This window comes from Sphingomonas sp. QA11 (assembly GCF_028473665.1).
GTDB lineage: Bacteria > Pseudomonadota > Alphaproteobacteria > Sphingomonadales > Sphingomonadaceae > Sphingomonas > Sphingomonas phytovorans.
Map to the genome: position 1 here is coordinate 4211632 of NZ_CP098774.1, position 21142 is coordinate 4232773.

Annotated in this window: 20 protein-coding genes, 1 tRNA gene and 1 pseudogene; 14 read left to right on the forward strand and 8 right to left on the reverse strand. The window is 65.5% G+C overall.

Annotation, left to right across the window (positions count from 1 at the left end; genetic code table 11):
* Positions 1-50: 50 nt before the first annotated feature.
* From rpiB to NDN01_RS19450, 5 genes are all read left to right on the forward strand, one after another.
* Positions 51-503, forward strand: coding sequence for a ribose 5-phosphate isomerase B (rpiB, locus tag NDN01_RS19430; RefSeq protein WP_272623427.1), 453 nt, complete (start codon positions 51-53; stop codon positions 501-503).
* Positions 500-1816 carry a serine hydroxymethyltransferase gene (glyA, locus tag NDN01_RS19435; protein WP_272623429.1) on the forward strand — a complete coding sequence of 439 codons (1317 nt, stop codon included), beginning with the start codon at positions 500-502 and terminating at the stop codon, positions 1814-1816. Before rpiB ends, glyA begins: the two co-directional genes overlap by 4 nt.
* 122 nt (positions 1817-1938) lie before the next feature.
* Positions 1939-2400: a transcriptional regulator NrdR gene (gene nrdR / locus NDN01_RS19440; protein ID WP_272623431.1), complete on the forward strand. Its 462-nt coding sequence runs from the start codon at positions 1939-1941 to the stop codon at positions 2398-2400.
* A gap of 124 nt (positions 2401-2524) precedes the next feature.
* Positions 2525-3613 carry a TrmH family RNA methyltransferase gene (locus NDN01_RS19445; protein ID WP_272623433.1) on the forward strand — a complete coding sequence of 363 codons (1089 nt, stop codon included), beginning with the start codon at positions 2525-2527 and terminating at the stop codon, positions 3611-3613.
* Positions 3614-3699: 86 nt separating this feature from the next.
* On the forward strand, positions 3700-4662 hold the full coding sequence (locus NDN01_RS19450) for a TauD/TfdA family dioxygenase (protein ID WP_272623435.1): 963 nt from the start codon (positions 3700-3702) through the stop codon (positions 4660-4662).
* A 6-nt stretch (positions 4663-4668) separates the two neighbouring features.
* On the opposite strand, the gene NDN01_RS19455 is transcribed toward NDN01_RS19450, so the two are convergent.
* Positions 4669-4974 carry a chorismate mutase gene (locus NDN01_RS19455; protein ID WP_272623436.1) on the reverse strand — a complete coding sequence of 102 codons (306 nt, stop codon included), beginning with the start codon at positions 4972-4974 and terminating at the stop codon, positions 4669-4671.
* Positions 4975-5170: 196 nt separating this feature from the next.
* On the opposite strand from NDN01_RS19455, the gene NDN01_RS19460 reads away from it, so the two are divergent.
* Both NDN01_RS19460 and rpsD read left to right on the forward strand, forming a co-directional pair.
* Positions 5171-5422, forward strand: a complete 252-nt coding sequence (locus NDN01_RS19460; RefSeq protein WP_272623437.1) for a hypothetical protein — start codon at positions 5171-5173, stop codon at positions 5420-5422.
* 175 nt (positions 5423-5597) lie between these two features.
* Positions 5598-6212, forward strand: a complete 615-nt coding sequence (gene rpsD / locus NDN01_RS19465) for a 30S ribosomal protein S4 (protein WP_272623438.1) — start codon at positions 5598-5600, stop codon at positions 6210-6212.
* A gap of 63 nt (positions 6213-6275) precedes the next feature.
* Here rpsD and NDN01_RS19470 read toward each other — a convergent pair whose 3' ends face one another.
* Positions 6276-8249 carry an alpha/beta hydrolase family protein gene (locus NDN01_RS19470; protein ID WP_272623439.1) on the reverse strand — a complete coding sequence of 658 codons (1974 nt, stop codon included), beginning with the start codon at positions 8247-8249 and terminating at the stop codon, positions 6276-6278.
* 162 nt (positions 8250-8411) lie between these two features.
* Between NDN01_RS19470 and NDN01_RS19475 the strand changes: the two genes are divergently transcribed.
* The 3 genes from NDN01_RS19475 to aguB are packed head-to-tail and all read left to right on the forward strand — an operon-like array spanning position 8412 to position 11899.
* Complete coding sequence (locus NDN01_RS19475; protein WP_272623440.1) at positions 8412-10040, forward strand: M28 family peptidase; 1629 nt, start codon at positions 8412-8414, stop codon at positions 10038-10040.
* A gap of 5 nt (positions 10041-10045) precedes the next feature.
* The gene (locus tag NDN01_RS19480) at positions 10046-11008 is read left to right on the forward strand and encodes an agmatine deiminase family protein (protein ID WP_443025259.1); all 963 of its coding nucleotides are present in this window, start codon (positions 10046-10048) and stop codon (positions 11006-11008) included.
* Between the two features lie 42 nt (positions 11009-11050).
* Entirely contained in the window at positions 11051-11899 is an 849-nt protein-coding gene (gene aguB / locus NDN01_RS19485; RefSeq protein WP_272623442.1) for an N-carbamoylputrescine amidase, read from the forward strand.
* 57 nt (positions 11900-11956) lie between these two features.
* Here the strand turns inward: aguB and NDN01_RS19490 are convergent, their stop codons facing one another.
* Genes NDN01_RS19490 through NDN01_RS19500 form a run of 3 tightly spaced genes read right to left on the reverse strand, consistent with a single transcriptional unit; the run spans position 11957 to position 14506 of the window.
* Positions 11957-12529: a hypothetical protein gene (locus NDN01_RS19490; RefSeq protein ID WP_272623443.1), complete on the reverse strand. Its 573-nt coding sequence runs from the start codon at positions 12527-12529 to the stop codon at positions 11957-11959.
* Positions 12530-12540: 11 nt separating this feature from the next.
* Positions 12541-13065, reverse strand: a complete 525-nt coding sequence (locus NDN01_RS19495) for a hypothetical protein (RefSeq protein WP_272623444.1) — start codon at positions 13063-13065, stop codon at positions 12541-12543.
* A gap of 25 nt (positions 13066-13090) precedes the next feature.
* A complete protein-coding gene (locus NDN01_RS19500; protein ID WP_272623445.1) occupies positions 13091-14506 on the reverse strand; it encodes a hypothetical protein in 1416 nt (471 codons plus the stop codon).
* A gap of 420 nt (positions 14507-14926) precedes the next feature.
* Between NDN01_RS19500 and NDN01_RS19505 the strand changes: the two genes are divergently transcribed.
* A complete protein-coding gene (locus NDN01_RS19505) occupies positions 14927-18067 on the forward strand; it encodes a thioester reductase domain-containing protein (RefSeq protein ID WP_336298311.1) in 3141 nt (1046 codons plus the stop codon).
* A gap of 53 nt (positions 18068-18120) precedes the next feature.
* On the opposite strand, the pseudogene NDN01_RS19510 reads toward NDN01_RS19505, so the two are convergent.
* Positions 18121-18606, reverse strand: a pseudogene (locus NDN01_RS19510) (phosphatase PAP2 family protein); the annotation flags it as partial.
* 215 nt (positions 18607-18821) lie between these two features.
* Between NDN01_RS19510 and NDN01_RS19515 the strand changes: the two are divergent.
* Positions 18822-19097: a hypothetical protein gene (locus NDN01_RS19515; protein WP_272623447.1), complete on the forward strand. Its 276-nt coding sequence runs from the start codon at positions 18822-18824 to the stop codon at positions 19095-19097.
* Here NDN01_RS19515 and NDN01_RS19520 read toward each other — a convergent pair.
* The gene (locus NDN01_RS19520) at positions 19094-19753 is read right to left on the reverse strand and encodes a uracil-DNA glycosylase (protein WP_272623448.1); all 660 of its coding nucleotides are present in this window, start codon (positions 19751-19753) and stop codon (positions 19094-19096) included. The two genes, NDN01_RS19515 and NDN01_RS19520, sit on opposite strands and share 4 nt — an antisense overlap.
* 21 nt (positions 19754-19774) lie before the next feature.
* On the opposite strand from NDN01_RS19520, the gene folK reads away from it, so the two are divergent.
* Together folK and NDN01_RS19530 are read left to right on the forward strand one after the other, a co-directional pair.
* Positions 19775-20260: a 2-amino-4-hydroxy-6-hydroxymethyldihydropteridine diphosphokinase gene (folK, locus tag NDN01_RS19525; protein WP_272623449.1), complete on the forward strand. Its 486-nt coding sequence runs from the start codon at positions 19775-19777 to the stop codon at positions 20258-20260.
* A 16-nt stretch (positions 20261-20276) separates the two neighbouring features.
* Positions 20277-20352, forward strand: a tRNA-Lys gene (locus NDN01_RS19530).
* Between the two features lie 4 nt (positions 20353-20356).
* Here NDN01_RS19530 and NDN01_RS19535 read toward each other — a convergent pair.
* On the reverse strand, positions 20357-21043 hold the full coding sequence (locus NDN01_RS19535; protein ID WP_272623450.1) for a LysR family substrate-binding domain-containing protein: 687 nt from the start codon (positions 21041-21043) through the stop codon (positions 20357-20359).
* Positions 21044-21142: the final 99 nt, after the last annotated feature.

Sequence of the window (21142 nt, forward strand, 5' to 3'; positions counted from 1 at the left end):
GCGTAAAGGGCCCCGCATCCGCTTTCGCCGAGTAAAGGAGCGCGTCGTTCATGCGCATCGCCATAGCATCCGATCATGCCGCCTTCGCGCTGAAGGAGATGCTGGTCGCGTGGCTGGGCGAACAAGGGCATGAGGTCGCCGATCTCGGTCCGCATTCGGATGCGCGGGTGGACTATCCCGATTATGGCTATGCGCTTGCCGGCCATGTCGCGGCCGGCAAGGCCGATCGCGGCATCGCGCTGTGCGGCTCGGGCATCGGCATTTCGATCGCGGTCAATCGCCATCCCGCCGCGCGCTGCGCGCTGGTCGGCGAGCCGCTGTCGGCCGCGCTCTGCCGCGAACATAACGACGCCAATATTCTTGCCATGGGGGCCCGCCTTACCGGCGAGGACATGGCAAAAGCCTGCGTCACCGCTTTCCTGACCACCGAATTCGCCGGTGGCCGCCACACCCCGCGCGTCGAGATGCTCGGCGCGCCCAGCTTCGCGAAGGAACCCGCATGAGCACGAACCCCCGCAGCCTCAACGACGTCCAGCCCGACGGTTTCTTCACCCGCGGCCTCGCCGAGGCCGACCCGGCCGTGTTCGGCGGCGTCGCCCATGAACTGAAGCGCGAGCAGACCCAGATCGAGCTGATCGCGTCCGAGAACATCGTCTCCAAGGCAGTGCTTCAGGCCCAGGGCTCGGTCTTCACCAACAAATATGCCGAAGGCTATCCCGGCAAGCGCTATTATCAGGGCTGCGAACCGTCGGACGAGGTCGAGAGTCTCGCGATCGAGCGCGCGAAGAAGCTGTTCAACTGCAACTTCGCCAACGTCCAGCCGCATTCGGGCGCTCAGGCTAACGGCGCGGTGATGCTCGCCCTGGTCAAGCCGGGCGAGACGATCATGGGCCTCAGCCTCGATGCCGGCGGCCATCTGACTCACGGCGCCAAGGCGGCGATGTCGGGCAAATGGTTCAACGCGGTGGCTTACGGCGTCGACCCGGTCACCCACCTGATCGATTTCGACCAGGTCGCCGCCCTCGCGCGCGAGCACAAGCCGAAGCTGATCATCGCCGGCGGCTCGGCCTATCCGCGCCAGATCGATTTCGCCAAGTTCCGCGCCATCGCTGACGAGGTCGGCGCGATCTTCATGGTCGACATGGCGCATTTCGCCGGCATCGTCGCGGGCGGCCTGCACCCCTCGCCGATCGAGCACGCCCATGTCGTGACCACCACCACGCACAAGACGCTGCGCGGCCCGCGCGGCGGCATGGTGCTGACCAATGACGAGGCGATCGCCAAGAAGATCAATTCGGCGGTGTTCCCGGGTCTCCAGGGCGGCCCGCTGATGCACGTCATCGCCGCCAAGGCGGTCGCGTTCGGCGAGGCGCTCCAGCCCGAGTACAACAGCTACATCGCCGCGGTGGTGGAGAACGCCAAGGTGCTGGCCGCGACGCTCAAGGAGCGCGGCGCCGAGGTCGTGTCGGGCGGCACCGACACGCATCTCGCGCTGATCGACCTGACCCCGCTCGGCGTGACCGGCAAGGACGCCGACGAGGCGCTGGAGCGTGCCGGCATCACCTGCAACAAGAACGGCATCCCCAACGATCCGCTGCCGCCGACCAAGACGAGCGGCATCCGCGTCGGGTCGCCGGCCGGCACGACGCGCGGCTTCGGCCCCGCCGAATTCCGCGAGATCGGCAACATGGTCGCCGACGTGCTCGACGGCCTGCGCAAGAATGGCGAGGCGGGCGACGGACAGGTCGAGGCAGCCGTGCGCGAGCGGGTGCTGGCGCTGTGCGCGCGCTTCCCGATCTACCCGGAAGGCATCTAGCAACTTCCGTTCGCGCGGGGTAGCGAACGAGCGACGTCGAGCGCGGGTATCGAGGGCATGTCCCTCGATACGACGCCTCGACGCGCCAGACACCACCTCGACACGAACGGGATATTGATCCGATGCGTTGCCCCTTTTGCGGCCATGAAGACAGCCAGGTAAAGGACAGCCGTCCGACCGATGACGGCGCAGCGATCCGCCGGCGCCGCCAGTGCGAGGGCTGCGCCGCGCGTTTCACCACCTTCGAGCGCATCCAGCTCCGCGAGCTCCATGTGATCAAGAGCGAGGACAAGCGCGAGCCGTTCGACCGCGAGAAGCTGCTCCGCTCGGTCTCGATCGCGGCGCGCAAGCGCCCGATCGACGCGGTGCGGATCGAGAAGCTCGTCTCCGGCATCCAGCGCCAGCTCGAGACTCAGGGCGAGAACGAAATCCCCTCGAAACGTATCGGCGAGATGGTGATGGAGGGGCTCAAGGGCCTCGATTCGGTCGCGTACATCCGCTTCGCCAGCGTCTACAAGGATTTCCGCGAGGCCAGGGACTTCGAAGAATTCGCCGGCAATGTGAACGAGGTGGCCAAGGGGTGAGGCTCCCCCACCATTCTGCCAGCCGTTGCCTTTCCTTTACGCTACTGCCATTCGCCCAACCCGTTGCCGTTCGTCCTGAGTAGCGGCTGAGCGAAGTCGAAGACGCGTATCGAAGGACAGGTTCTTGAGCTTCTACGCCTACATCCTCCGCTGCTCTGACGGCAGTTATTATGTTGGCCACACCGACGGTCTCGAACAGCGCATGGGCCAACATGATCGCGGCGAAGTCGCCGGGTACACGCAGAACCGGCGGCCCGTGACTCTCGAATGGTCGCAGGATTTCCCGTCCCGGATCGAAGCGCTCGAAGCTGAACGCCAGATCAAGGGCTGGACCCGCGCCAAGAAGGAAGCACTGGTCGCTGAAGACTGGGACACCATTCGCTCCCTGGCGCGCAAATCCTTCGATACGGGTCTTCGACAGGCTCAGCCCCTACTCAGGACGAACGGGGAAGGGGAAACAGAACCTCACGCCCAATCCTCCGCCCCGCCCCCGATCATCGTCCTCGTCCGCCCGCAGCTTGGCGAGAATATCGGCAAGGCAGCGCGCGCCATGCTCAATTTCGGGCTGACCGAGATGCGCCTCGTCACCCCGCGCGACGGCTGGCCGAATCCTTCGGCCGGCCCGGCCGCGTCAGGCGCCGATATCGTGCTCGAACGGGCGCAGGTGTTCGACAGCGTTGCCGAGGCGGTGGCCGATTGCACCCAGGTCTATGCGACCACCGTGCGCAAGCGCGGCGTGACCAAGCCGGTCATCACCCCCGACGAGGCAGCGACCGCGATCCACGCGAGCGCAGGCCGGACCGCGATCCTGTTCGGCCCCGAGCGTTCGGGGCTCGAAACCGACGATGTCGCGCTGGCGCGCACCATCATCACCGTGCCGATCAATGCCGAGTTCGGTTCGCTGAACCTCGCCCAGGCGGTGATCCTCGTCGCTTACGAATGGTCGAAGCGAATCGCGCTCGCCTCCCCGCCGGAGACCGACCTGCCCGAGCCGGCGCCGCAGGAGGAGCTCGAGGGAATGATCCTTCAGCTGGACGCGATGCTTGAGGATGCCAACTTCTTCTTCCCGCCCGACCGGACACCGGTCACGCGACGGACGTTGCGCACGCTCCTGACCAAGCCCGGCTGGTCGAGCCAGGAGGTACGGACGCTGCGCGGCGTGCTATCGGCGCTGGCGGGCGCGAAACGGCCCAAGCCCCCGCGTCAGCACTGAGAGCATGACGACACACCGGCTATCCCGTGCCACGGATTGCGATTATGCCGGTGTGGTTCACCCCAGCGAGAGCCCGACACCCGCCGATGGCCGACCTGATTCCGCCCGCGGCGGGCATCCCCTATCTCACCATTCGGGCCAGCGGCGAGAAGAGCCCGCTCGAGATTCCGGCCGACACGATCATCCAGGCCTATAAAAGCTACGGCGCGCTGCTGCTGCGCGGCTTCACCACCGATCTCGGCACCTTTGCTCGGTTCGCCGAGCAATTCTGCTCGAGCTCGGTCTTCAACGAAAGCCGCAGCCGCCAGGTGCTCGACGATTTGCGCAACATCCAGTCGGTCGACCTGGGCACTGCGGCCTTCCCGCTCCACCCCGAATTGTCGCGCGAGCCGTGGAAGCCCGATGTCTGCTTCTTCGCGTGCCTCAATCCGCCGCGCCGGTTGGGCGCGACCACGGTCTGTGACGGCAGCGACCTCGTCGACCGCCTTCCGCCCTCGCTTCGCGAGGAGATGGCCGCGCGGCGCCTGCGCTACACGCGGCATACGACGCCCAACGAACTGCTCACCTGGTTTGGCGACGCAGAGCCGTCCGATGCGCAGCTTGCCGATCCGCCCGCCCGCTGCCCCTTCACTTTCCGGCGCAACGGCGACCAGATTCAACGCAGCTTCAGCCGTCCCTTTCTACACAAGCCGATGTTCACTGATCGACTGGCCTTCGGCAATTTCCTGCTGTTCGCCCGCTACGGGATCGATCGCTGGGATTTCCCGCTGTTCGACGATGGCTCGCTCGTCCCGCCTGCCTGGACTCATGTCGTCAGGGATGTGGGCGACGAGATCACGGCGACAGTGTCGTGGCGGCGTGGCGATATCCTGATGCTGGACAATACGCGCTTCCTGCATGGCCGGACGACGGTGGTGCCGCGCGACGGACGGCTGATCGCCTCTTATTTCGGCTATCTCAGTTTCGCGCGCGCCAACGAGGAGGATCCGCCGGAAGCGTCATGGCGGCACGGCGGATTCTGGCCGCCGCGCCCCGTATCGGACAGCTGATGGCGATTATTGGCGGTCGAACGCCGCCATCTCATAGGCGATCGAGACCTCCACGAGCCGGTCCCACAAATCCGCGATCTCCGCGCCGGGCAGGCCGGCCGCCTCGGCCGCCGCACGCGCATTGGCGATCACTCTTGCCTTTCGCGCCTCGTCGCGCACGGCACCACGCTCGGTCTTGATGCGCGCGGCGGCATCCATATAGGCGAAGCGGCGGGCGAGCAGATCGATCAGGTCGCGATCGACCTGATCGACCCCCGCGCGCACCTCGATCATCGTCGTACAGTCAATGCCGGGCAGGATCGTTTCAGTCATGCCGCCTGATAGCGTCGTCGAAACGCGTGTCCAGCACCGGCACGCCCGGCGATTGGAACCGCCACGCCGAAAACGGCAGAGTCGTTATTTAAACGCCGTTTTTTCAACTCTTGCGGCCATTCACGCGTGACGATACCTCCTGTCGCCATGCTGCCTGGCGGCGACTTTCGACTCTTTCTTGAAACTGGGGATAATCATGCGGACCTTTGCCACCCTGGCCCTCACCTGCGTCATGCTCTCGTCGGTTCCGGCGTTTGCCAAGGGCGAGGAACCAGTCAACGCCGACAAGAAGATCTGCCGCCGGGACCAGGCGACCGGATCGAGGGTGCGCAGCAAGCCGCAATGCCACACCGCGGCGGAGTGGAAGGCAATCGACGACGCGAACCGCGATTCGTCGCGCTGGTATGCCGACCGGCGCGGGGGCAGCGCGTCAAGCGACCGCCAATAGAAGGTTGACCGCGGCGGCGCTTTCTGCAAGAGGCCGCCCCTTCGCAAAAGGCCCCGCACTCCGGTGAAGCGGCGGCCCTGCCTGATTTCCGAATCAACCGGGCAGAGCGATGACCGGATATCGATCGGCACCGCCAGGTGCTGGTCTTGTTGTTGGCACTTGCAAAGGAATACACATGTCGAAGCGCTCCAGCGCCAAGTACAAGCTCGATCGCCGCATGGGCGAGAACATCTGGGGTCGTCCGAAGTCCCCGGTGAACAAGCGCGAATACGGCCCCGGCCAGCACGGCCAGCGCCGCAAGGGCAAGGTCTCCGATTTCGGCATCCAGCTCCGCGCCAAGCAGAAGCTCAAGGGCTATTATGGCGACGTGACCGAGAAGCAGTTCCGGGCATGCTACCATGAGGCCGCCCGCATGAAGGGCGACACCGGCCAGAACCTGATCGGCCTGCTCGAGCAGCGCCTGGACATGATCGTCTATCGCGCCAAGTTCGCCCCAACCGTTTTCGCCGCGCGCCAGCTCGTCAGCCACGGCCACATCAAGGTCAACGGCGTGAAGTGCAACATCGCGTCGCGCCGCGTCTTCCCGGGCATGGAGATCACGCTCGGCTCCAAGGCGCAGGAAATGGCGCTGGTGATGGAAGCGCAGAGCCTCGCCGAGCGCGACATCCCCGATTACGTCGCGCCGGACGGCAGCGCGAAGGTGACTTTCACCCGCGTGCCGACCCTGGACGAAGTGCCCTATCCGGTGAAGATGGAACCGAATCTGGTCGTCGAGTTCTACTCGCGCTGATCCACCGGCCTTACGACAAGAAACAAAGGGCGGTCCCGCGAGGGGCCGCCCTTTTTCTGTCGGTCAGAACTTCATCGATGCCCGAAGGAACGTGTCCATCTTGTCGAGCATCCCGGTGCGGACATTGCTGTCGTCGAGATAATGGTCGAGATTGTGGAACTCGACCAGCTCGACCGGCTTCCCCGCCTCCTTCAGGCGCGATGCCATCATCCGCGATTCGCGGATGCCGACATTCCGGTCGCGGTCGCCGTGGAACATCAGCACCGGCGCGACGATTCGATCGACATTCTGGGCGGGCGACCCTTCCCGCACATGGAGACCGTGGCCGATAAAGGCGTCGACCCGGTAATAGTTCGTGAAACTCTGCGATTCGGACCGGAGGGTCTCAAGATCGGTGACCGGCGCCACCGCCACGATCGCCTTGAACAGCCTCGGATCGAGCACCGGGGATTGCAGAGCGGCATAGCCGCCATAGGACCAGCCGACGATCCCCAGTTTCGCCGGATCCGCGATGCCCTGCTTGATCAGCCAGCGCCCGCCATCGTTGACGTCGCCGACGGCGATCTTCCAGGATTTGAAGCCGTTCTGCTTGAACCAGGCTGAACCATAGCCGGCCGATCCACGGAAATTCGGCTGAAGCACTGCATAGCCGCGATTGGCGAAATATTGCGACAGCCAGTCGAAACCCCATTCATCCCGGTCGCCCGGCCCGCCATGCGGCATCACGATCGCTGGCAGGTTCTTGCCGTCGCTGCCCGGCGGCAAGGTCAGATAACCCGGAATCTGCGTCCCGTCGGCGGCGGGAAAGCTGATCGGCTTCACCGTGGCCAGGGTCGTCTTGGCAAGCTGCGGCCTCTTGGGAAGAAGCTCCTCGAGTTTACGCGTCTTCTTGTCGAACAGATAATAGCGCCCGGGATCGACATCGCTGCCGGCGAACAGGAGCAGCCTGCTCTCGTCAGCACTGGCATCAACGACCGACACGAGCGGCAGGCCGGGCAGCGCCTTGGACAGCGACGCCGAAAGCTTCTTCAGTTCCGGATCGAAGAATTCCACCTGGCGCCGCTCGGTCGCATAGCTTGCGCCGACGACACGCTGTTGCCGGCCGATGCGGATCAGGTCGTCGACATCCACATCGGGCCGCGCCAGGACCAGATTGCGCTGCAGCGTTCCATCGAGGGCGATCGAATAGAGCGCCATATGCCCCGCATTGTCATCGAAACCATAGACGACGTTGAGGTCACGATCGACTGCATAGGGATCGAATCCATTCGCGGGACCGGACGAATCCTTGACCGAACCGAGCGGCGACCAGTCGCGACTGCCCGGTTTGCGATACAGATAGTTGATCTTCGTCTGATCGTACCCGTCAGCCGTCTTGGGGCGCATGCCCATGATCCGCACCGTGCCATGACCGTCGGAAATATACTCGGCCGCGTCCACCCGCGGAGTCTCCACCATGGCCCGCTTCAGGCTGTTGGTATCGACTCGCTCGATACCGAGCCCGTCGTGCGAGTTGGCAAGCCTGGTGCCCGTGCTCTCCTCCGGGACAAACTGGCGCGTCATCAGCACGCTGCCATCGGCACTGTCGCTCAGCCAGTCGATGACGGTGCCGCCATTCTGCGTGATGTCCAGCGCCCTTGATGAATCGCGTGCGCTGAGCACTTTAAGATTCTTGCCGTCGGCGTCGATGCCGATCATCCGCGTGAAGCCCAGCACGCCGATCCCGCTCGGCACGATCATGTAGATGCCGCAGATGAGACGCTTGCTGGTCGACCAGCGACAATAGCTCAGCCGGTCGGGATCGCCCGACGAATTCAGGATACCCACCGGCTGGGCAGTCGCCAGATTGACGATGTAGAGCGAGGCGCCCCGCCCGGCGGTCGGCTGGATATAGGCGATGCTGTTGCCGTCCGGCGACAGGCTGATCTGCTGGACACCCTCGCGCGCGCCAAAGCTGGCCGCCGCCTCATTCGCGACAGGCGCGGCCTGTGGCGCGGCGAGCACGCCCGCGAGCGCCCCCAATATCCAGAATGTCACCAGCCTTATCCCCCAAACTCACTATGCTATACTTCATAGTACCGGCGGATATGGCGGGAACAATCGAGCAATTCATCCGAATCGGTTGCATTTCCGGATCGCTTGCGCCCGCCCCGGCGCGCTGTCAGAAAGCGGCCCATTACGAAATCCCGAGGAGCCGTCATGCGCCCCCTTCTCCTTCTGTCCGCTGCCGTCATCCTCACCGCGGCTGCACCCGATTCGCCCGAGATCCCGCTGCAGACGCTGAAGGACGTGACGAAGACCCTTTCGTCCGACGCGTTCGAGGGCCGCGCCCCGGCCACCCCCGCCGAGGACAAGACCACCGCCTATATCGTCGAGCGCTTCAAGGCGGCCGGGCTGAAGCCGGGCAACAAGGGCAAGTGGTTCCAGGACGTGCCGCTGGTCGAGATCACGGCGCAGAATGTCGGCCCGCTCGTCTTCACCGGTGGCAAGGCGCCGGTCAGCCTCGCCTACCGCACCGATATCGTGATCGGGACCTATCAGGTGGTGCCGAAGGTCGATCTCAAGGACAGTGAGGTCGTCTTCGTCGGATACGGCGTCAATGCGCCGGAGCGGGGCTGGAACGACTATGCCGGGGTCGATGTGAAGGGGAAGACCGTCGTCATCCTGATCAACGATCCCGACTGGCAGACCATGACGCTGAACGGCGATTTCGGCGGACGCGCCATGACCTATTATGGCCGCTGGACCTATAAATTCGAGGAAGCCGCGCGGCAGGGCGCGGCTGCGGCGATCATCGTCCACGATACCGAACCTGCCGCCTATGGCTGGGGCGTCGTCCAGTCGAGCTGGACCGGGCCGCAGCTCGAACAGGATACGCCGGGCAACCATATGGATCAGTCGAAGGCGATCGGCTGGATCCAGAAACCGGCCGCCGAGGCGCTGTTCGCCAGCGCGGGCAAGGATTTCGCCGCCCTTGCCGCGGCGGCGAAGGTCAAGGGCTTCAAGGCAGTGCCGCTGGGGCTGAAGGCCAATGGGAGCTGGACCAACACCATCCGCCGCCAGGCGTCGAAGAACGTGGTCGGCGTGCTGCCGGGCACCGAACGGCCCGACGAGGTCGTGCTCTATTCGGCGCATTGGGATCATCTCGGCCGCTGCGACGCGGTCAATGGCGACGATATCTGCAACGGCGCGGTCGACAACGCGTCGGGCGTCGCCGCCCTGGTCGCCCTGGCCGAGGCCAACGTCAAGGCGGGCGCCGCGAAGCGTTCCCAGGTGTTCCTCGCGGTCACTGCCGAGGAATCGGGGCTGCTCGGTTCCAAATTCTACGCCGAGAATCCGGTCTATCCGCTCAACAGGACCGTCGGCGGCGTCAACATGGACGCGCTGAAGATCTACCCCGAGGCGCGGGACTTCGTGATCGCGGGTGCCGGCAAGTCAGAGCTCGAGGACATGGTCAAGCCGATGGTCGCGGCACAGGGCCGGCACATCGCGCCCGAGCCGTCGCCTGAGCGCGGCTACTATTATCGCTCCGACCATTTCAGCTTCGCCAAGCTCGGCGTACCGATGCTCGACGGCAGCGCGGGCGAGGATCTGGTCGTCGGGGGCCCGGCCGCCGGCAAGGCAGCGTCGGACGATTACAACACCAATCGCTATCACAAGCCGCAGGACGAATATGATCCCAACTGGAACTGGGGCGCCGCGCTGCAGGACGTGAAGCTCTATTACACGATGGGCCGTACCCTTGCGGACGGCACTGCATGGCCCAACTGGTATCCGACCGCCGAATTCCGCGCGGTCCGCGACAAGAGCCGCGCGGAGGCAAAGTGAAACGCATTACCCCGCGCGCCGAATGGGCCCCGCACAAGGCGGTCTGGATCGGCTTTCCGAGCCATCCCGATCTTTGGGAGGAGGATCTCGACCCCGCCCGCGCTGAAGTCGCGGCGTTCGCACGCGCGGTCCATGCCGGGGGCAAGGGAGAACGCGTGCTGCTCGTCGCCGCCGACGAGGAAGCGGCCAGGGCCGCCAGGGCGCTGGCGGGCGACGCGGCGCAGGTCGTGGTTGAACCGTTCGGCGACATCTGGCTGCGCGATACGGCGGCGATCGTCACCGGAGACGGCCATGCGCGGGATTTCCGGTTCAATGGCTGGGGCGGCAAATACGACTTGCCGGGCGACGACGATATCGGCCTGCGCCTAGCCGCGCGGCGGCATATCCAGACCGAGACGTGCGGCTGGATCCTCGAAGGCGGCGCGATCGACGGCGACGGCACCGGCCTGGTCGTCACGACCGAGCAATGCCTGCTCAATCCCAACCGCAACCCTGGCCTGTCGCGTGCCGATATCGAGGCGCGGCTGGCGGAGGATCTCGGCTATTCGGAGGTCATCTGGCTCGGCGACGGGCTGATGCACGATCATACCGACGGCCATGTCGACAATCTCGCGCGCTTCGTCGCGCCCGGAAAGCTCGCCATTCCCGAGCCCGACGACAATGACCCCAACTGGCTGGTCTATCAGAACGCAGCGCGCGACGCGGCGCGCCACGATGTCGAGATCGTGCGCATCCCCTCGCCCGGCCGCGTCCTGCGCGACGAGGAGATCATCCCCGCGAGCTACATGAACTTCTATATCGGCAATGCCGCGGTGGTCGTGCCGCAATATGGCGCCGCCAATGATTCGGCGGCGGTTGCGGCGATCCAGGCCCTGTTCCCCGACCGGCACGTCGTCGGCCTCCATGCCGACGCGATCCTGACCGGCGGCGGCAGCTTTCACTGCATCAGCCAGCAGATTCCGGCCTGAACGGGGTGCCGTTTCCCCACGAAAGCCGCTAAGGGGCAGCGCATGACCGAAATCACCGTCGCCGCGCTCCAGCTCGCCTTTTCGAGCGATATCGACGCGAACATCGCCCATGTTTCCGAGCTCGTCCGCGAGGCGGCGTCGAAGGGCGCGCAGGTGATCCTGCCGCCCGAGTTGTTCGAGGGCGAATATTTCTGCCGGGTCGAGGACGAAGGCCTGTTCGCCAACGCGAAACCGGTCGGGCAGCACAAGGCGGTGCTCGCCATGCAAACCCTCGCCGCCGAACTCGGCGTCACCATCCCGACCAGCTTCTTCGAGGCTGACGGGCCGCATCATTACAACAGCCTGGCGATGATCGGCCCCGATGGCGGCCTGATGGGCGTCTATCGCAAGAGCCACATCCCGGATGGCCCGGGCTATGAGGAAAAATTCTATTTCCGCCCCGGCAACACTGGCTTCAAGGTCTGGCCGGGTCCGTCGGCGACGCTTGGCGTCGGGGTGTGCTGGGATCAATGGTATCCGGAGACCGCCCGAGCGATGATGCTGATGGGCGCCGAGATCCTGTTCTATCCGACCGCGATCGGCAGCGAGCCGCACGACGCCGATCTCGACACGAGCCGGCTATGGCGCCGGGCGATGGTCGGCCATGCCGTGTCCAACGTCGTGCCGGTGGTCGCCGCCAACCGGATCGGCACCGAGCATGGCCAGCATTTCTACGGCCACAGCTTCATCACCGACGAGCGCGGCGACCTGATCGCCGAGTTCGGCGCGGACGAAACCGGCGTTCTGGTCGCGACGCTCGATCTCGACCGGGTCAAGCGCCACCGCGCGGCCTTCGGCTTCTTCAGGGACCGGCGGCCCGACCTGTACGGACGGCTGGCCGAGGATATCTGACGCCTCGGCGCGCCAGCGCCCGCTTGACCCCGTTCCTCCGCCGATCGGCGGAGAGCGTCACTTCGGCCGCGTGTCGCCCTTGGGCTTGGGCAGATCGGGCAGCCTTGGCTGGCCGACCGGCTTTGGCCTGGGGCACGGGACATAGGAACAGGCCGGGGGCGTGGTTTCCGGCGGGCAGCAACGATGAATCTCGGCGCGCAGCGCGGCAAGCCGCTCGCTTTCGAGCGCCGCCGCCGGGTTGGTGGTCTCGGCGATCGCCAGCAGCGCATCGAGATCGTTCCGCATCCCGGTCTGGAGCCCGGTCTGCACCGTTGCCTGGGTAAGGATTCCGCAGGTGTTCTGCGAGATATGCTCAAGCGCGCAGATCATCGTGTCCGCCTGTTCCGTCAGATGGAACATGAGCTTCACTTCCTCGACCTCGATCGCAGCGATCACCGATAGGACGGCGACTGCCTGATCGAGCGCGGCGACAGTGGCGGCAAAACCCGATTTCACGTCGGTATCGAGCTTGTCGACCGATGCTTTCACCGCGTTGGTGGCGCTGGTTCCAGCGATGACATTGGTGTTGATGCTTGCCAGCGCCGAATTGACGGTGACCAGCTGATTATAGACGTCGTTGATCGAGGCCATGTCGAACTCTCCTATTTGCGGCTTGTCGGCCGGGCAGGTTCCGCCTTCACCCGGGCGGAAAAGGTTTCGCTGCCGCTCAGGGCGCGGGCGCGATATTCGGTGCCGGTTTCATGCTCTTTCACCGCGGGCAGCGGGTCGGCGCTGTGCTGTACGCGGATGTCGACGGAATCGACCGGCCCGATGGGATCCTCGACCCAACCCACCCCATTGGCCGCAGGCTTGCGGATCACCGAAGGGATGAGGGCCTGCAATGTCGCCTTGCCGCCCGGCGCGACCTCGACCTGCTTTGGCGTACGGGGATGGTCCGAAATCATGATGAGGCCAGGCGGCAGCGCCGGCGCCTTTTCTTCGAGATGGACCGTCAACACCCGGGTCGCCGCATCATAGGCATAATATCGGGGAGTGCTGTTCGCGTAGCGCCGGGTGGCGCTGGTGTTCTCGACCGCCACATCCAGGGCGATCGGGGCGCGCGAGCCCGCGGCCACGTCCGGAGCGGTTATCGCGATCTGGTTCACCTTCACATCGTTGCTTGCCATGATGACTGTCCGCCTTCTTCGCCGATCAGGAAATGAAACCGTGACGGCACAGCGCGTCGCGTTTTCCGGGCCATGCCGCCGCGAGACGCATGCCCAGCCGCTGCCGCGCATGCGGCGCAAAGGCGAGCAGGTGCGCGAGCGCGCCGATCTCATCGTCAGCCGGGTCGCTCACTGTCTCGAGCCGGTCGATCGGAGCAGCGGCGAGCCAGGCGGCGACTTTCGCGATCAGGCCATCCTCCGCGCCCGTGCTATCCGCGGGGATGCGCCACATCGCCGCCAGCGGCTCAAGCAATGCCCAGCGCGCGAACGGCAGTCCCGCGAGCTGACGAAGCTCGGGCGCAAGGGCAAGCAATGCGGGATCGATCTCGCCCCGCGCCGCCCGTTCGAGCAGCGGTGCGAACAGCACCGCGCCGTCGGTGTCGCGGGCCCTGCCCGCCATGTTGAGCCATTTTCCTACGGCGGCGGGGTCAGCCGGATCGCGCGTCAACTGGTCGGCCAGGTTGAACCAGGCGAAGAGCGGGCTGACGACCAGGTCTCCCACCGCGCGCTGCGCCGCGTTCGCCGTCGCGATCCGCGCGGCGATGCCGATGCTGAAACGAAAATATTCGTCATAGACCGCGCCGATCAGCGCCGCGGCGATTGCCGAACGCGCCGCCAGCCCGTCGCGAAGCGCCCGGAGTGCCAGGATTTCCGGCGCCTGGCCTGATCCGGCGGCGGCGGTGACGATGAAGCAGCCAGTGTCCTCGTCGGGCGCATCGCCATCAGCCAGCGGCGGGCCGGTGGGCGTCGCCCGCCCGCCGCACGCCTTGCCCCAGCCGATCCCGCCATTGTGGTTGCACACGTCGCGCTGGCACAGGCCGAGCTGAGTCCGCAGCACATTCTCATCGATTTCCGCCGCCGGTTCGTCGGACGTGTTGCCCGGACAGGCACTCTGCGGAAAGGGAATCTGGTTAAGCGCGTTGTGAAAGGCGTGGGACATTTCGTGGTAGAGGATCACGGCATTGGGTGTCTGGATGGCGTGGCCGCCTACGTCATAGAGCGCGAGGCCCTGTCCGTTCGCCTGGCTGGTATCATAGGCGATATGGATGACGTTCGGGGTGACATTGGTGTCGACATAAGTGAGGCCGTTGCCGGTGATATCCTCGCCGGAATAGGGATCGATCCCGCCAAACAGGCCGGTGATCACGATTGGGTCGGCCCAGTTCAGGCCGGTGGCGGTGGTGACCATCTGCGACAGGCGGCTAGCCGTGGCCATGCCCGTCGTCACCCCGCCGGCATAGGTTACCGGCGCGACCGGAATTGAGCTCACGCCGCCGAGGCCACTGGCAACGGTGGTGTTTGTCCCCTGGCCGAGATTGCCGTCGTTCCACGATATCGTGAACAGATCCATCGTGACATTGCCGGTATCGGCGCCCGACGACTGATCGACAAATACACTCATATTCGCCACCCGCGCTGAAGATATTCATGAATCTTCCGCACCTGAAACAATATCAGGCACAGACCATGAAGTATCTGCTGGAGATACTATCTATCTTGCGACCGGAGATATGTCGTTTCTATACAACAAACTATATTGCAGAAACGATCTGAAACTTAGATACAAATCGCATTTCTGATTCGCAAGCTTGATTATTAAGCCGATTTTCGTTGCAAATTGAGTTTTTCCAGCAAAATCAAAAAGATATTTATTCACGCTTCGATAAGAATGCGACGAAGCAGTTTTTCAAATGCTCAATCTCGACAATTTTCGAATTTTCTGTCGAAGATGATCATCAATATCTCGATTCGTGAATTACACCCATATTGGATTAATGCCCCGTTATACAGAGATCGAAATACCGGAGACCGCAGACGATTCATGGGAAACATTCTATCATGCCTGGATGATCGGGCGCGCCAGCAAGGCGACGCACTGCTGTTCGCCTTTCACGATGGTGCCGGCCATGAAACAGCGCGTTATGATTATGCCGGCACCGCCGAACGTTCGAAACGACTGGCGGCGCATCTGCGCCGACACGGGCTGAAACGCCTGCAACGGACAATATTGCTGCATCCGCCAGGAATCGAGCTGATCGTCGCCCTTCTCGCATGCTGTCGGCTGGGAGCGATCCCGGTGGTGGCGCCGGTTTCCTCCCCGCGCGGCTGGCGCAGTCCGGCGGTGCGCGGGCGTATCGCCGCGATCCTCGGGGATTGCGCGCCGGCGGTCGGCCTGGCGCTTCAATCGCAGATCGCTGAGCTGGCCGATGACGCTGCTTTGGGACTGTCCCTGATGCTGCTGGCCAGCGATGGGCCGCTCGAACCAGCGCCCGCCTGGTGCGACGAACCGGGCGAGATCGCCCTTCTGCAATATACGTCGGGTTCGACGAGCACACCAAAGGGCGTGATCGTCACTCACCACAACATCATCGCGAACGCGCGCGCGCTGCTCGATCATGCGCCGGTCGGCGTGTCGTGGCTGCCGCAGTTTCATGACATGGGCCTGATCGGTTTCGGCCTGTTTCCCATCGTGATGGGCGGCCGCTCGCACGGCTTCGCGCCAGCGGATTTCCTGCGCCGGCCCGCATCGTGGCTGCGGCTGCTCTCCACACAGCGCGCAACCTTCGCGGCGGCGCCCAATTTCGCGTATGAGCGCGCGCTCGCACCGGATTCGATCGACGAGGAAGAGTTGGCGGATATCGACCTGTCGGCGCTGCGGGTAATGATCAACGGTGCCGAACCGGTTCGGCCCGAGACCTGCCGGCGCTTCAGGGCGCGCTTCGCCGCGCAGGGCCTGCACCCCGATGCGCTGGTCGCTGCCTATGGGCTGGCCGAAGCGACGCTGGCGGTGACTCGCGGGGGGCGTGGAAGCCGGACGGTCGATGCGCACCAAATAGCCATCGGGAAAGTGGAATCTCCAAGAGCAGCCGACGGACCGAGCGTCGAACTGGCCAGTTGCGGGGCCCCGCTCCCCAATCTGGACATCATCATCGGGACCGTCGGAGATCGCTGCCACGCGGGGGAAGTGGGCGAAATCCATGTCCGTGGCCCAAGCATTACCCCGGGCTATTGGAACCGGCCGGCGCGGACGGCGGAGGAATGGCTTGCCACCGGCGACCTGGGTTTCCTGTGGGACGGCGAGCTCTATGTCACGGGGCGCGCGCGCGAGCTGATCATCCAGGCAGGCCGCAACTTCCATCCACATGACATCGAAGCGTTGCTCGGCAATGATCCGCGCGGGATCGCGGTGCAGGACGACGACGGAGACGTCCTGTTATTGTGTGAGCCGTCGCGCAGCACGCCGCCGGTCGATGCTGCCGCCCTGGCCGACCGGATCGCGGCATCGAGCGGATTGCTGATCGACCGGGTGATCCAGTTGCCGGCGCGCAGCATTCGCCGCACCACTTCGGGCAAGCTCGCGCGGCGACGCATGCTGGAGGAATTGCAGGCCGGGCTGCTTCGACCGGTTTTCGACCATCGTGTGACGGCGGGCACGTCACGCGAGGCACGGGAATCAGCGCTCGACTGGCTGAGGCGTCGCGTGAAGCACGCGCCGGAGCTAGCCGGACAGTCGCTCGAGTCGGCCGGAATCGACTCGCTCCGGCTTGTCCAGCTTCAGCTCGAGTTCCAGGATATGGTCGCGCCGGATGCCGGGGAGGCCGGCGATGGCCTTGATGGCCCTCAGCTTCAACAGGCCTGCTGCGGCGAGCTTCTCGAGCTTGCCGACGCATTTGCCGGGGGGCACGCAGCTCGCGCCCATAGTGCCGCCGCGCGAATAGCCTCGGGCGCGGCGCTGGGCCGGGCGGCTGAACAGGAGCGGATGAGCAGCGATGCCGCGATGCCGCTGGCGCGCGCGACGCCGCGTCCGTCCGTTGCCGGGCGTAGCGAGGCAGTGTTGCTGACCGGCGCGACCGGCTTTCTCGGCCCGTTTCTGCTGGCTGAGCTGCTCGAACAAAGCCCCTTGCCGATCACCGTCCTGGTCCGCGCGGAGGATCGCGACATGGCGCGGCACCGGGTCATCGCTGCGCTCGACCGCGCCGGCCTGACGCACCGGGCAGTCGCCGCCGGGGTCGCGGAACGGCTCACCGTCTGGCCGGGCGACCTGACCCGTCCGGCGCTTGGCCTCGACCCGGTGCAGCTCCAGGGCATCGCCGGGACTCGATACGACATCGTCCATAACGGCGCGATGGTCGACTATGTCCGCACGTATGACGCGCTCCGCCCGGCGAATGTCTGCGGCACGCGGTCATTGCTCGACCTTGCCGCGCGCGGTGCCCCAAAGCGTTTTCACCATGTGTCGTCGACCTTCGTTTTCGGCTGGACTCGCGCCGGGGTGCTGCGCGAAACCGACTGCAACGAGACGATGGAGGCGCTCGACTTCGGCTATTCGCAGACCAAATGGGTCGCCGAGACGCTGGTCCGCCGGGCCGGCGCGCAGGGGCTACCGGTGGCGGTCTACCGACCATCACTGATCTCGGTCGGCGCCGGATTGCAGGGCGACAGCCACGACGTGGCGGCCCGGCTGCTGGCCTTCATGATCCGCCATGGCGTGGCGGTCGATACGCCGAACCAGGTCAGCCTGCTGCCCGTCGACGTGGTCGCGCGCAACCTGGTGGCGATCAGCCAGCGGCCGATCAGGACGACGGCGAGCCTGCACCTTACGGCGGATCGCTATTACAGCCTGACCGAACTGGTACGCCAGATCGAGCGGGATTTCGGTTTCCGCTTCCACTATTTGCCGATCCTGCCCTTTGTCGCGCGGTTGAACGCGCTGGCGACGCCGGACGAACCGGTGTTTCCGCTGCTCGATTTCTTCAACCGTTCAGCACCGCACATCGCGGCGATGAGCCTCAAGCGCTACGACAGCACCGCCTATCGCTCAGCGCGGGCGACGATCCCCGGAACCTTGCCCGATCCGTCGCTTGAAGTGATCGCCGGCCGCATGGTCGGTTTTCTCGAACGACAGGGCTGGCTGTCCGATACCCCCTCCCGCCCGGCGGAACCGATGGCGGCGAGCCGATAGGCAATCAGCGCCAGCAAGGCGCCGGCAGCCGCATCGGCGAGGAAATGCTGCTTGGTGAGGCAGACCGCCACCATCTGCAGCGCCGCCATGGCCACCGCCAGCCACCGCCAGCGCGAGCCGGCATGGCGGAGCCACAAGGCGGTGAGCACCGCATAGCCGACATGCAGCGAGGGCATCAGATTGACCGGCGGGTCGAGCCGCTCGACAAGGCCGAGAACCCCGCCGCTCTCCGCGGCGCATTGCGCGCGGAGAGCGCTGCCGTCGGTCGGAAAGGCCAGGAAGAGAATACCGGCCATGGCGCTCAGCACCACGAAGGCTGCAAGGCCGCGGTCGACCAAATATCGCGGCAAGAGAAACGCCAGCGTGAACGGCCACAGCACCCCGACGGCATAGACCCACGCCATGGCGGGGATGCAGGGAAGCCGCCAGTCGATGGGCAACGCGGGATTGACGCGGGTCGCAACGGGGCCAAGCGCCTGCACCCCGTAATAACAGGCCACGAAACAGGTCGCGCCGATCGCGGCCCGCCCCGCCCTCATCGACAGATCATAGGGCGACAGCGTCGCGCTCCAGATCGGGCGCAGTGGCCATTATGACGGGCAAGGCGAAAAGCGCGACGACAAGCATGAATCCACTCCATCGACGACGAAGCGAGCTTAGCATGCGCCGCGCCGAAAATCGAACTGGAGTGTCCTATACATTGGGCAGGCCGCGTTTCGGCTGAGTTCAGACAGGCCCGTCCATTTGGCGGGCAATGCCGAAAACCACGCACATCCTGAACGCCGCGTCGAATCTGCTCGGGATCACCCTGCTGATCATCGCCGGGCTGCACATCACCGACCAGGCCCAGAAATCCTTCGCCGACGAGATCGCCTGGTTCAGCGCCGTTTGCTTCAGCATGAGCTGCGGCCTCTCCTACCTGTCAATCCGCGCGACGCCCGAGATCGACCGGTGGGAAGTCTGGGCCGATCGAATCTTCCTCCTCGGGATCGTCACCCTGCTCGGCGCGGTCCTGGTGCTGGCGCTTTAGCCGGGCATGAGCTCGAGCGCCCGGGCGAATACCGCGTCGAACATCTCGTCGGTCAGCCGGCCGGTATTCTGGTTGTAGCGCGAGCAATGATAGCTATCGATCAGGATTCGCCCGTCGGGAACGCGGTGCTGGGCAAGATGCGCGAAGCGGCATTTCGGCAGTTTGCCACCCAGGATCTTCACCGCAGACTGGTGCGCGATCTGGCCGAGCGCGACGAACACCCGTGCCCTGGGCAATGCGGCAACCTGGCCCTCGAGAAAATCGCGGCACGTACGGATCTCCTCCGGCACCGGCCTGTTCTGCGGCGGCAGGCATTTGACCGCGTTCAGGATCATCACGCCGTCCAACTTCAGTGAATCCTCCGGCGTCCCTTCATAATCGCCGCTGGCGAGCCCGTGCGCGGCGAGCGTCCTGAACAGCAGCGTGCCCGACCCGTCGCCGGTGAAGGGCCGGCCGGTGCGGTTGGCGCCCTGCCTGCCCGGCGCCAGCCCGACGATCACCAGCCAGGCGTCGGGATCGCCCCAGGCAGGCACCGGCGCGTTCCACCAGCCGGGCTGCTCAGTCCGAAGGGTTTCGCGAAAAGTGGCGAGACGTGGACAGCGCGGGCAATCGCGCGGCGGCTCGGTATCGGGGATCGGGCTTGGGGAGAAGATCATGCCGCGCTAGTGCACGTCCCGGTGCCAGTAACAAGATATGCCATCGCGATCGGATCGAACCGCCCCGGGCGCCACGGCCCCCCCGAGGCGATGGTGCGCGCGGCGATCGCGGCGCTTGGGCCGGTCGTCGCGGTATCGCGATTCTTCGCCACCGCCCCGGTCGGCCCGTCGTCGCGTCGCTTCGTCAATGCCACGCTGATCCTCGATTCGGCCGAATCACCCCGCGCCCTGCTCGACCGGCTCAAGCGCATCGAGCGGGATTTCGGGCGCCGGCCCGGGCGCCGCTGGGGTGCCCGGGTAATCGATCTCGACATCGTCCTCTGGTCGGGCGGCGTGTGGACCGATTCGGCGCTGACGGTACCGCACCGCGCCTTCCGCGCACGCCGCTTCGTGCTCGATCCGATGGCGACGCTGGTGCCTGCCTGGCGCGATCCGGTCACCGGTCTGACGGTTCGTCAGCTCCTGGCACGCGCACGCGCGGTTGACCGGCGCCCGCGTCGCTCGTAACGCGCGTCCCTGGTCGGGGCCCGTAGCTCAGTTGGTAGAGCAACGGACTTTTAATCTGTAGGTCTCGGGTTCGAATCCCGACGGGCCCACCACATCCTAACAAGCATCGGCGCTGAACGTGTCTGATCGCTCCTTCAGGCTCCGGATCAGCCCTGCCAGCGGCTCGGCCGGTTCCTCCGCGATCCAATAGGCGCGCACCGGGAACAACGCGCCCGGCGCGTCGACCGGCCGCACCACGATCCCGTCGCCGACATGGTCTTCATGGCTGCCGCTGATCAGCGCGACGCCGGCACCCTGCGCGACGCGGTCGAGGATTTTCGGGGGGCCGAGATCGATGATCGTCGCGTTGAGCGCCGACCCGGGCGGCAGGATGCGCCGCGCGAGAAAGCGGTGCATGTCGCCGCCGAACTGCTGCTGCGACGTCAGGAAGAGTTCGTCGCGAAGCTCGGACGGCTCGACCCCCGCCGACGCGGCCAGCCTGTGCCCCGCCGCCATCGCGACCAGCACGCGGTCCTGCCACAGCCCGATCGACTGAGTCCCTGGCTCGGGCCCGCCGGGCAGCACGGCCAGCGACAGGTCGCCGCCGCGTAGCGCGGGCAGGAGGGCGCCGCGCGGCATCTCGTGCACGCCGATATCGATGTCGGGACAGCGCCGCGAGAACAGGAGCAATTCGTCCGCCAGCCGGTCGCGGCAAATCGAGGCGAAGCAACCTACCGCAAGACTTTGCAACGATTCCGGGCCCTTGGGTGCAGTGGAGCCGGATGCGGCGGATACGCTTTCCATGCTATTAATCCTGCGCGATCCGGCGGCCGGGTGGCCACGGCTTGCGACGAAAGCGACGAAGCTGCGACGAACGCTACGCGGCCAGCGACCGGGCCGCGA

Excerpts from the sequence above, each read along its gene's own strand:
- NDN01_RS19455 (WP_272623436.1), bottom strand. The coding sequence starts at position 4,974 with ATGACTGAAACGATCCTGCCCGGCATTGACTGTACGACGATGATCGAG.
- NDN01_RS19505 (WP_336298311.1), top strand. The coding sequence starts at position 14,927 with ATGGGAAACATTCTATCATGCCTGGATGATCGGGCGCGCCAGCAAGGC.
- rpiB (WP_272623427.1), top strand. The coding sequence starts at position 51 with ATGCGCATCGCCATAGCATCCGATCATGCCGCCTTCGCGCTGAAGGAG.
- glyA (WP_272623429.1), top strand. The coding sequence starts at position 500 with ATGAGCACGAACCCCCGCAGCCTCAACGACGTCCAGCCCGACGGTTTC.
- aguB (WP_272623442.1), top strand. The coding sequence starts at position 11,051 with ATGACCGAAATCACCGTCGCCGCGCTCCAGCTCGCCTTTTCGAGCGAT.
- NDN01_RS19450 (WP_272623435.1), top strand. The coding sequence starts at position 3,700 with ATGGCCGACCTGATTCCGCCCGCGGCGGGCATCCCCTATCTCACCATT.
- NDN01_RS19460 (WP_272623437.1), top strand. The coding sequence starts at position 5,171 with ATGCGGACCTTTGCCACCCTGGCCCTCACCTGCGTCATGCTCTCGTCG.
- NDN01_RS19495 (WP_272623444.1), bottom strand. The coding sequence starts at position 13,065 with ATGGCAAGCAACGATGTGAAGGTGAACCAGATCGCGATAACCGCTCCG.
- NDN01_RS19515 (WP_272623447.1), top strand. The coding sequence starts at position 18,822 with ATGCCGAAAACCACGCACATCCTGAACGCCGCGTCGAATCTGCTCGGG.
- nrdR (WP_272623431.1), top strand. The coding sequence starts at position 1,939 with ATGCGTTGCCCCTTTTGCGGCCATGAAGACAGCCAGGTAAAGGACAGC.
- rpsD (WP_272623438.1), top strand. The coding sequence starts at position 5,598 with ATGTCGAAGCGCTCCAGCGCCAAGTACAAGCTCGATCGCCGCATGGGC.
- NDN01_RS19535 (WP_272623450.1), bottom strand. The coding sequence starts at position 21,043 with ATGGAAAGCGTATCCGCCGCATCCGGCTCCACTGCACCCAAGGGCCCG.
- NDN01_RS19520 (WP_272623448.1), bottom strand. The coding sequence starts at position 19,753 with ATGATCTTCTCCCCAAGCCCGATCCCCGATACCGAGCCGCCGCGCGAT.
- NDN01_RS19500 (WP_272623445.1), bottom strand. The coding sequence starts at position 14,506 with ATGAGTGTATTTGTCGATCAGTCGTCGGGCGCCGATACCGGCAATGTC.
- NDN01_RS19475 (WP_272623440.1), top strand. The coding sequence starts at position 8,412 with ATGCGCCCCCTTCTCCTTCTGTCCGCTGCCGTCATCCTCACCGCGGCT.
- NDN01_RS19490 (WP_272623443.1), bottom strand. The coding sequence starts at position 12,529 with ATGGCCTCGATCAACGACGTCTATAATCAGCTGGTCACCGTCAATTCG.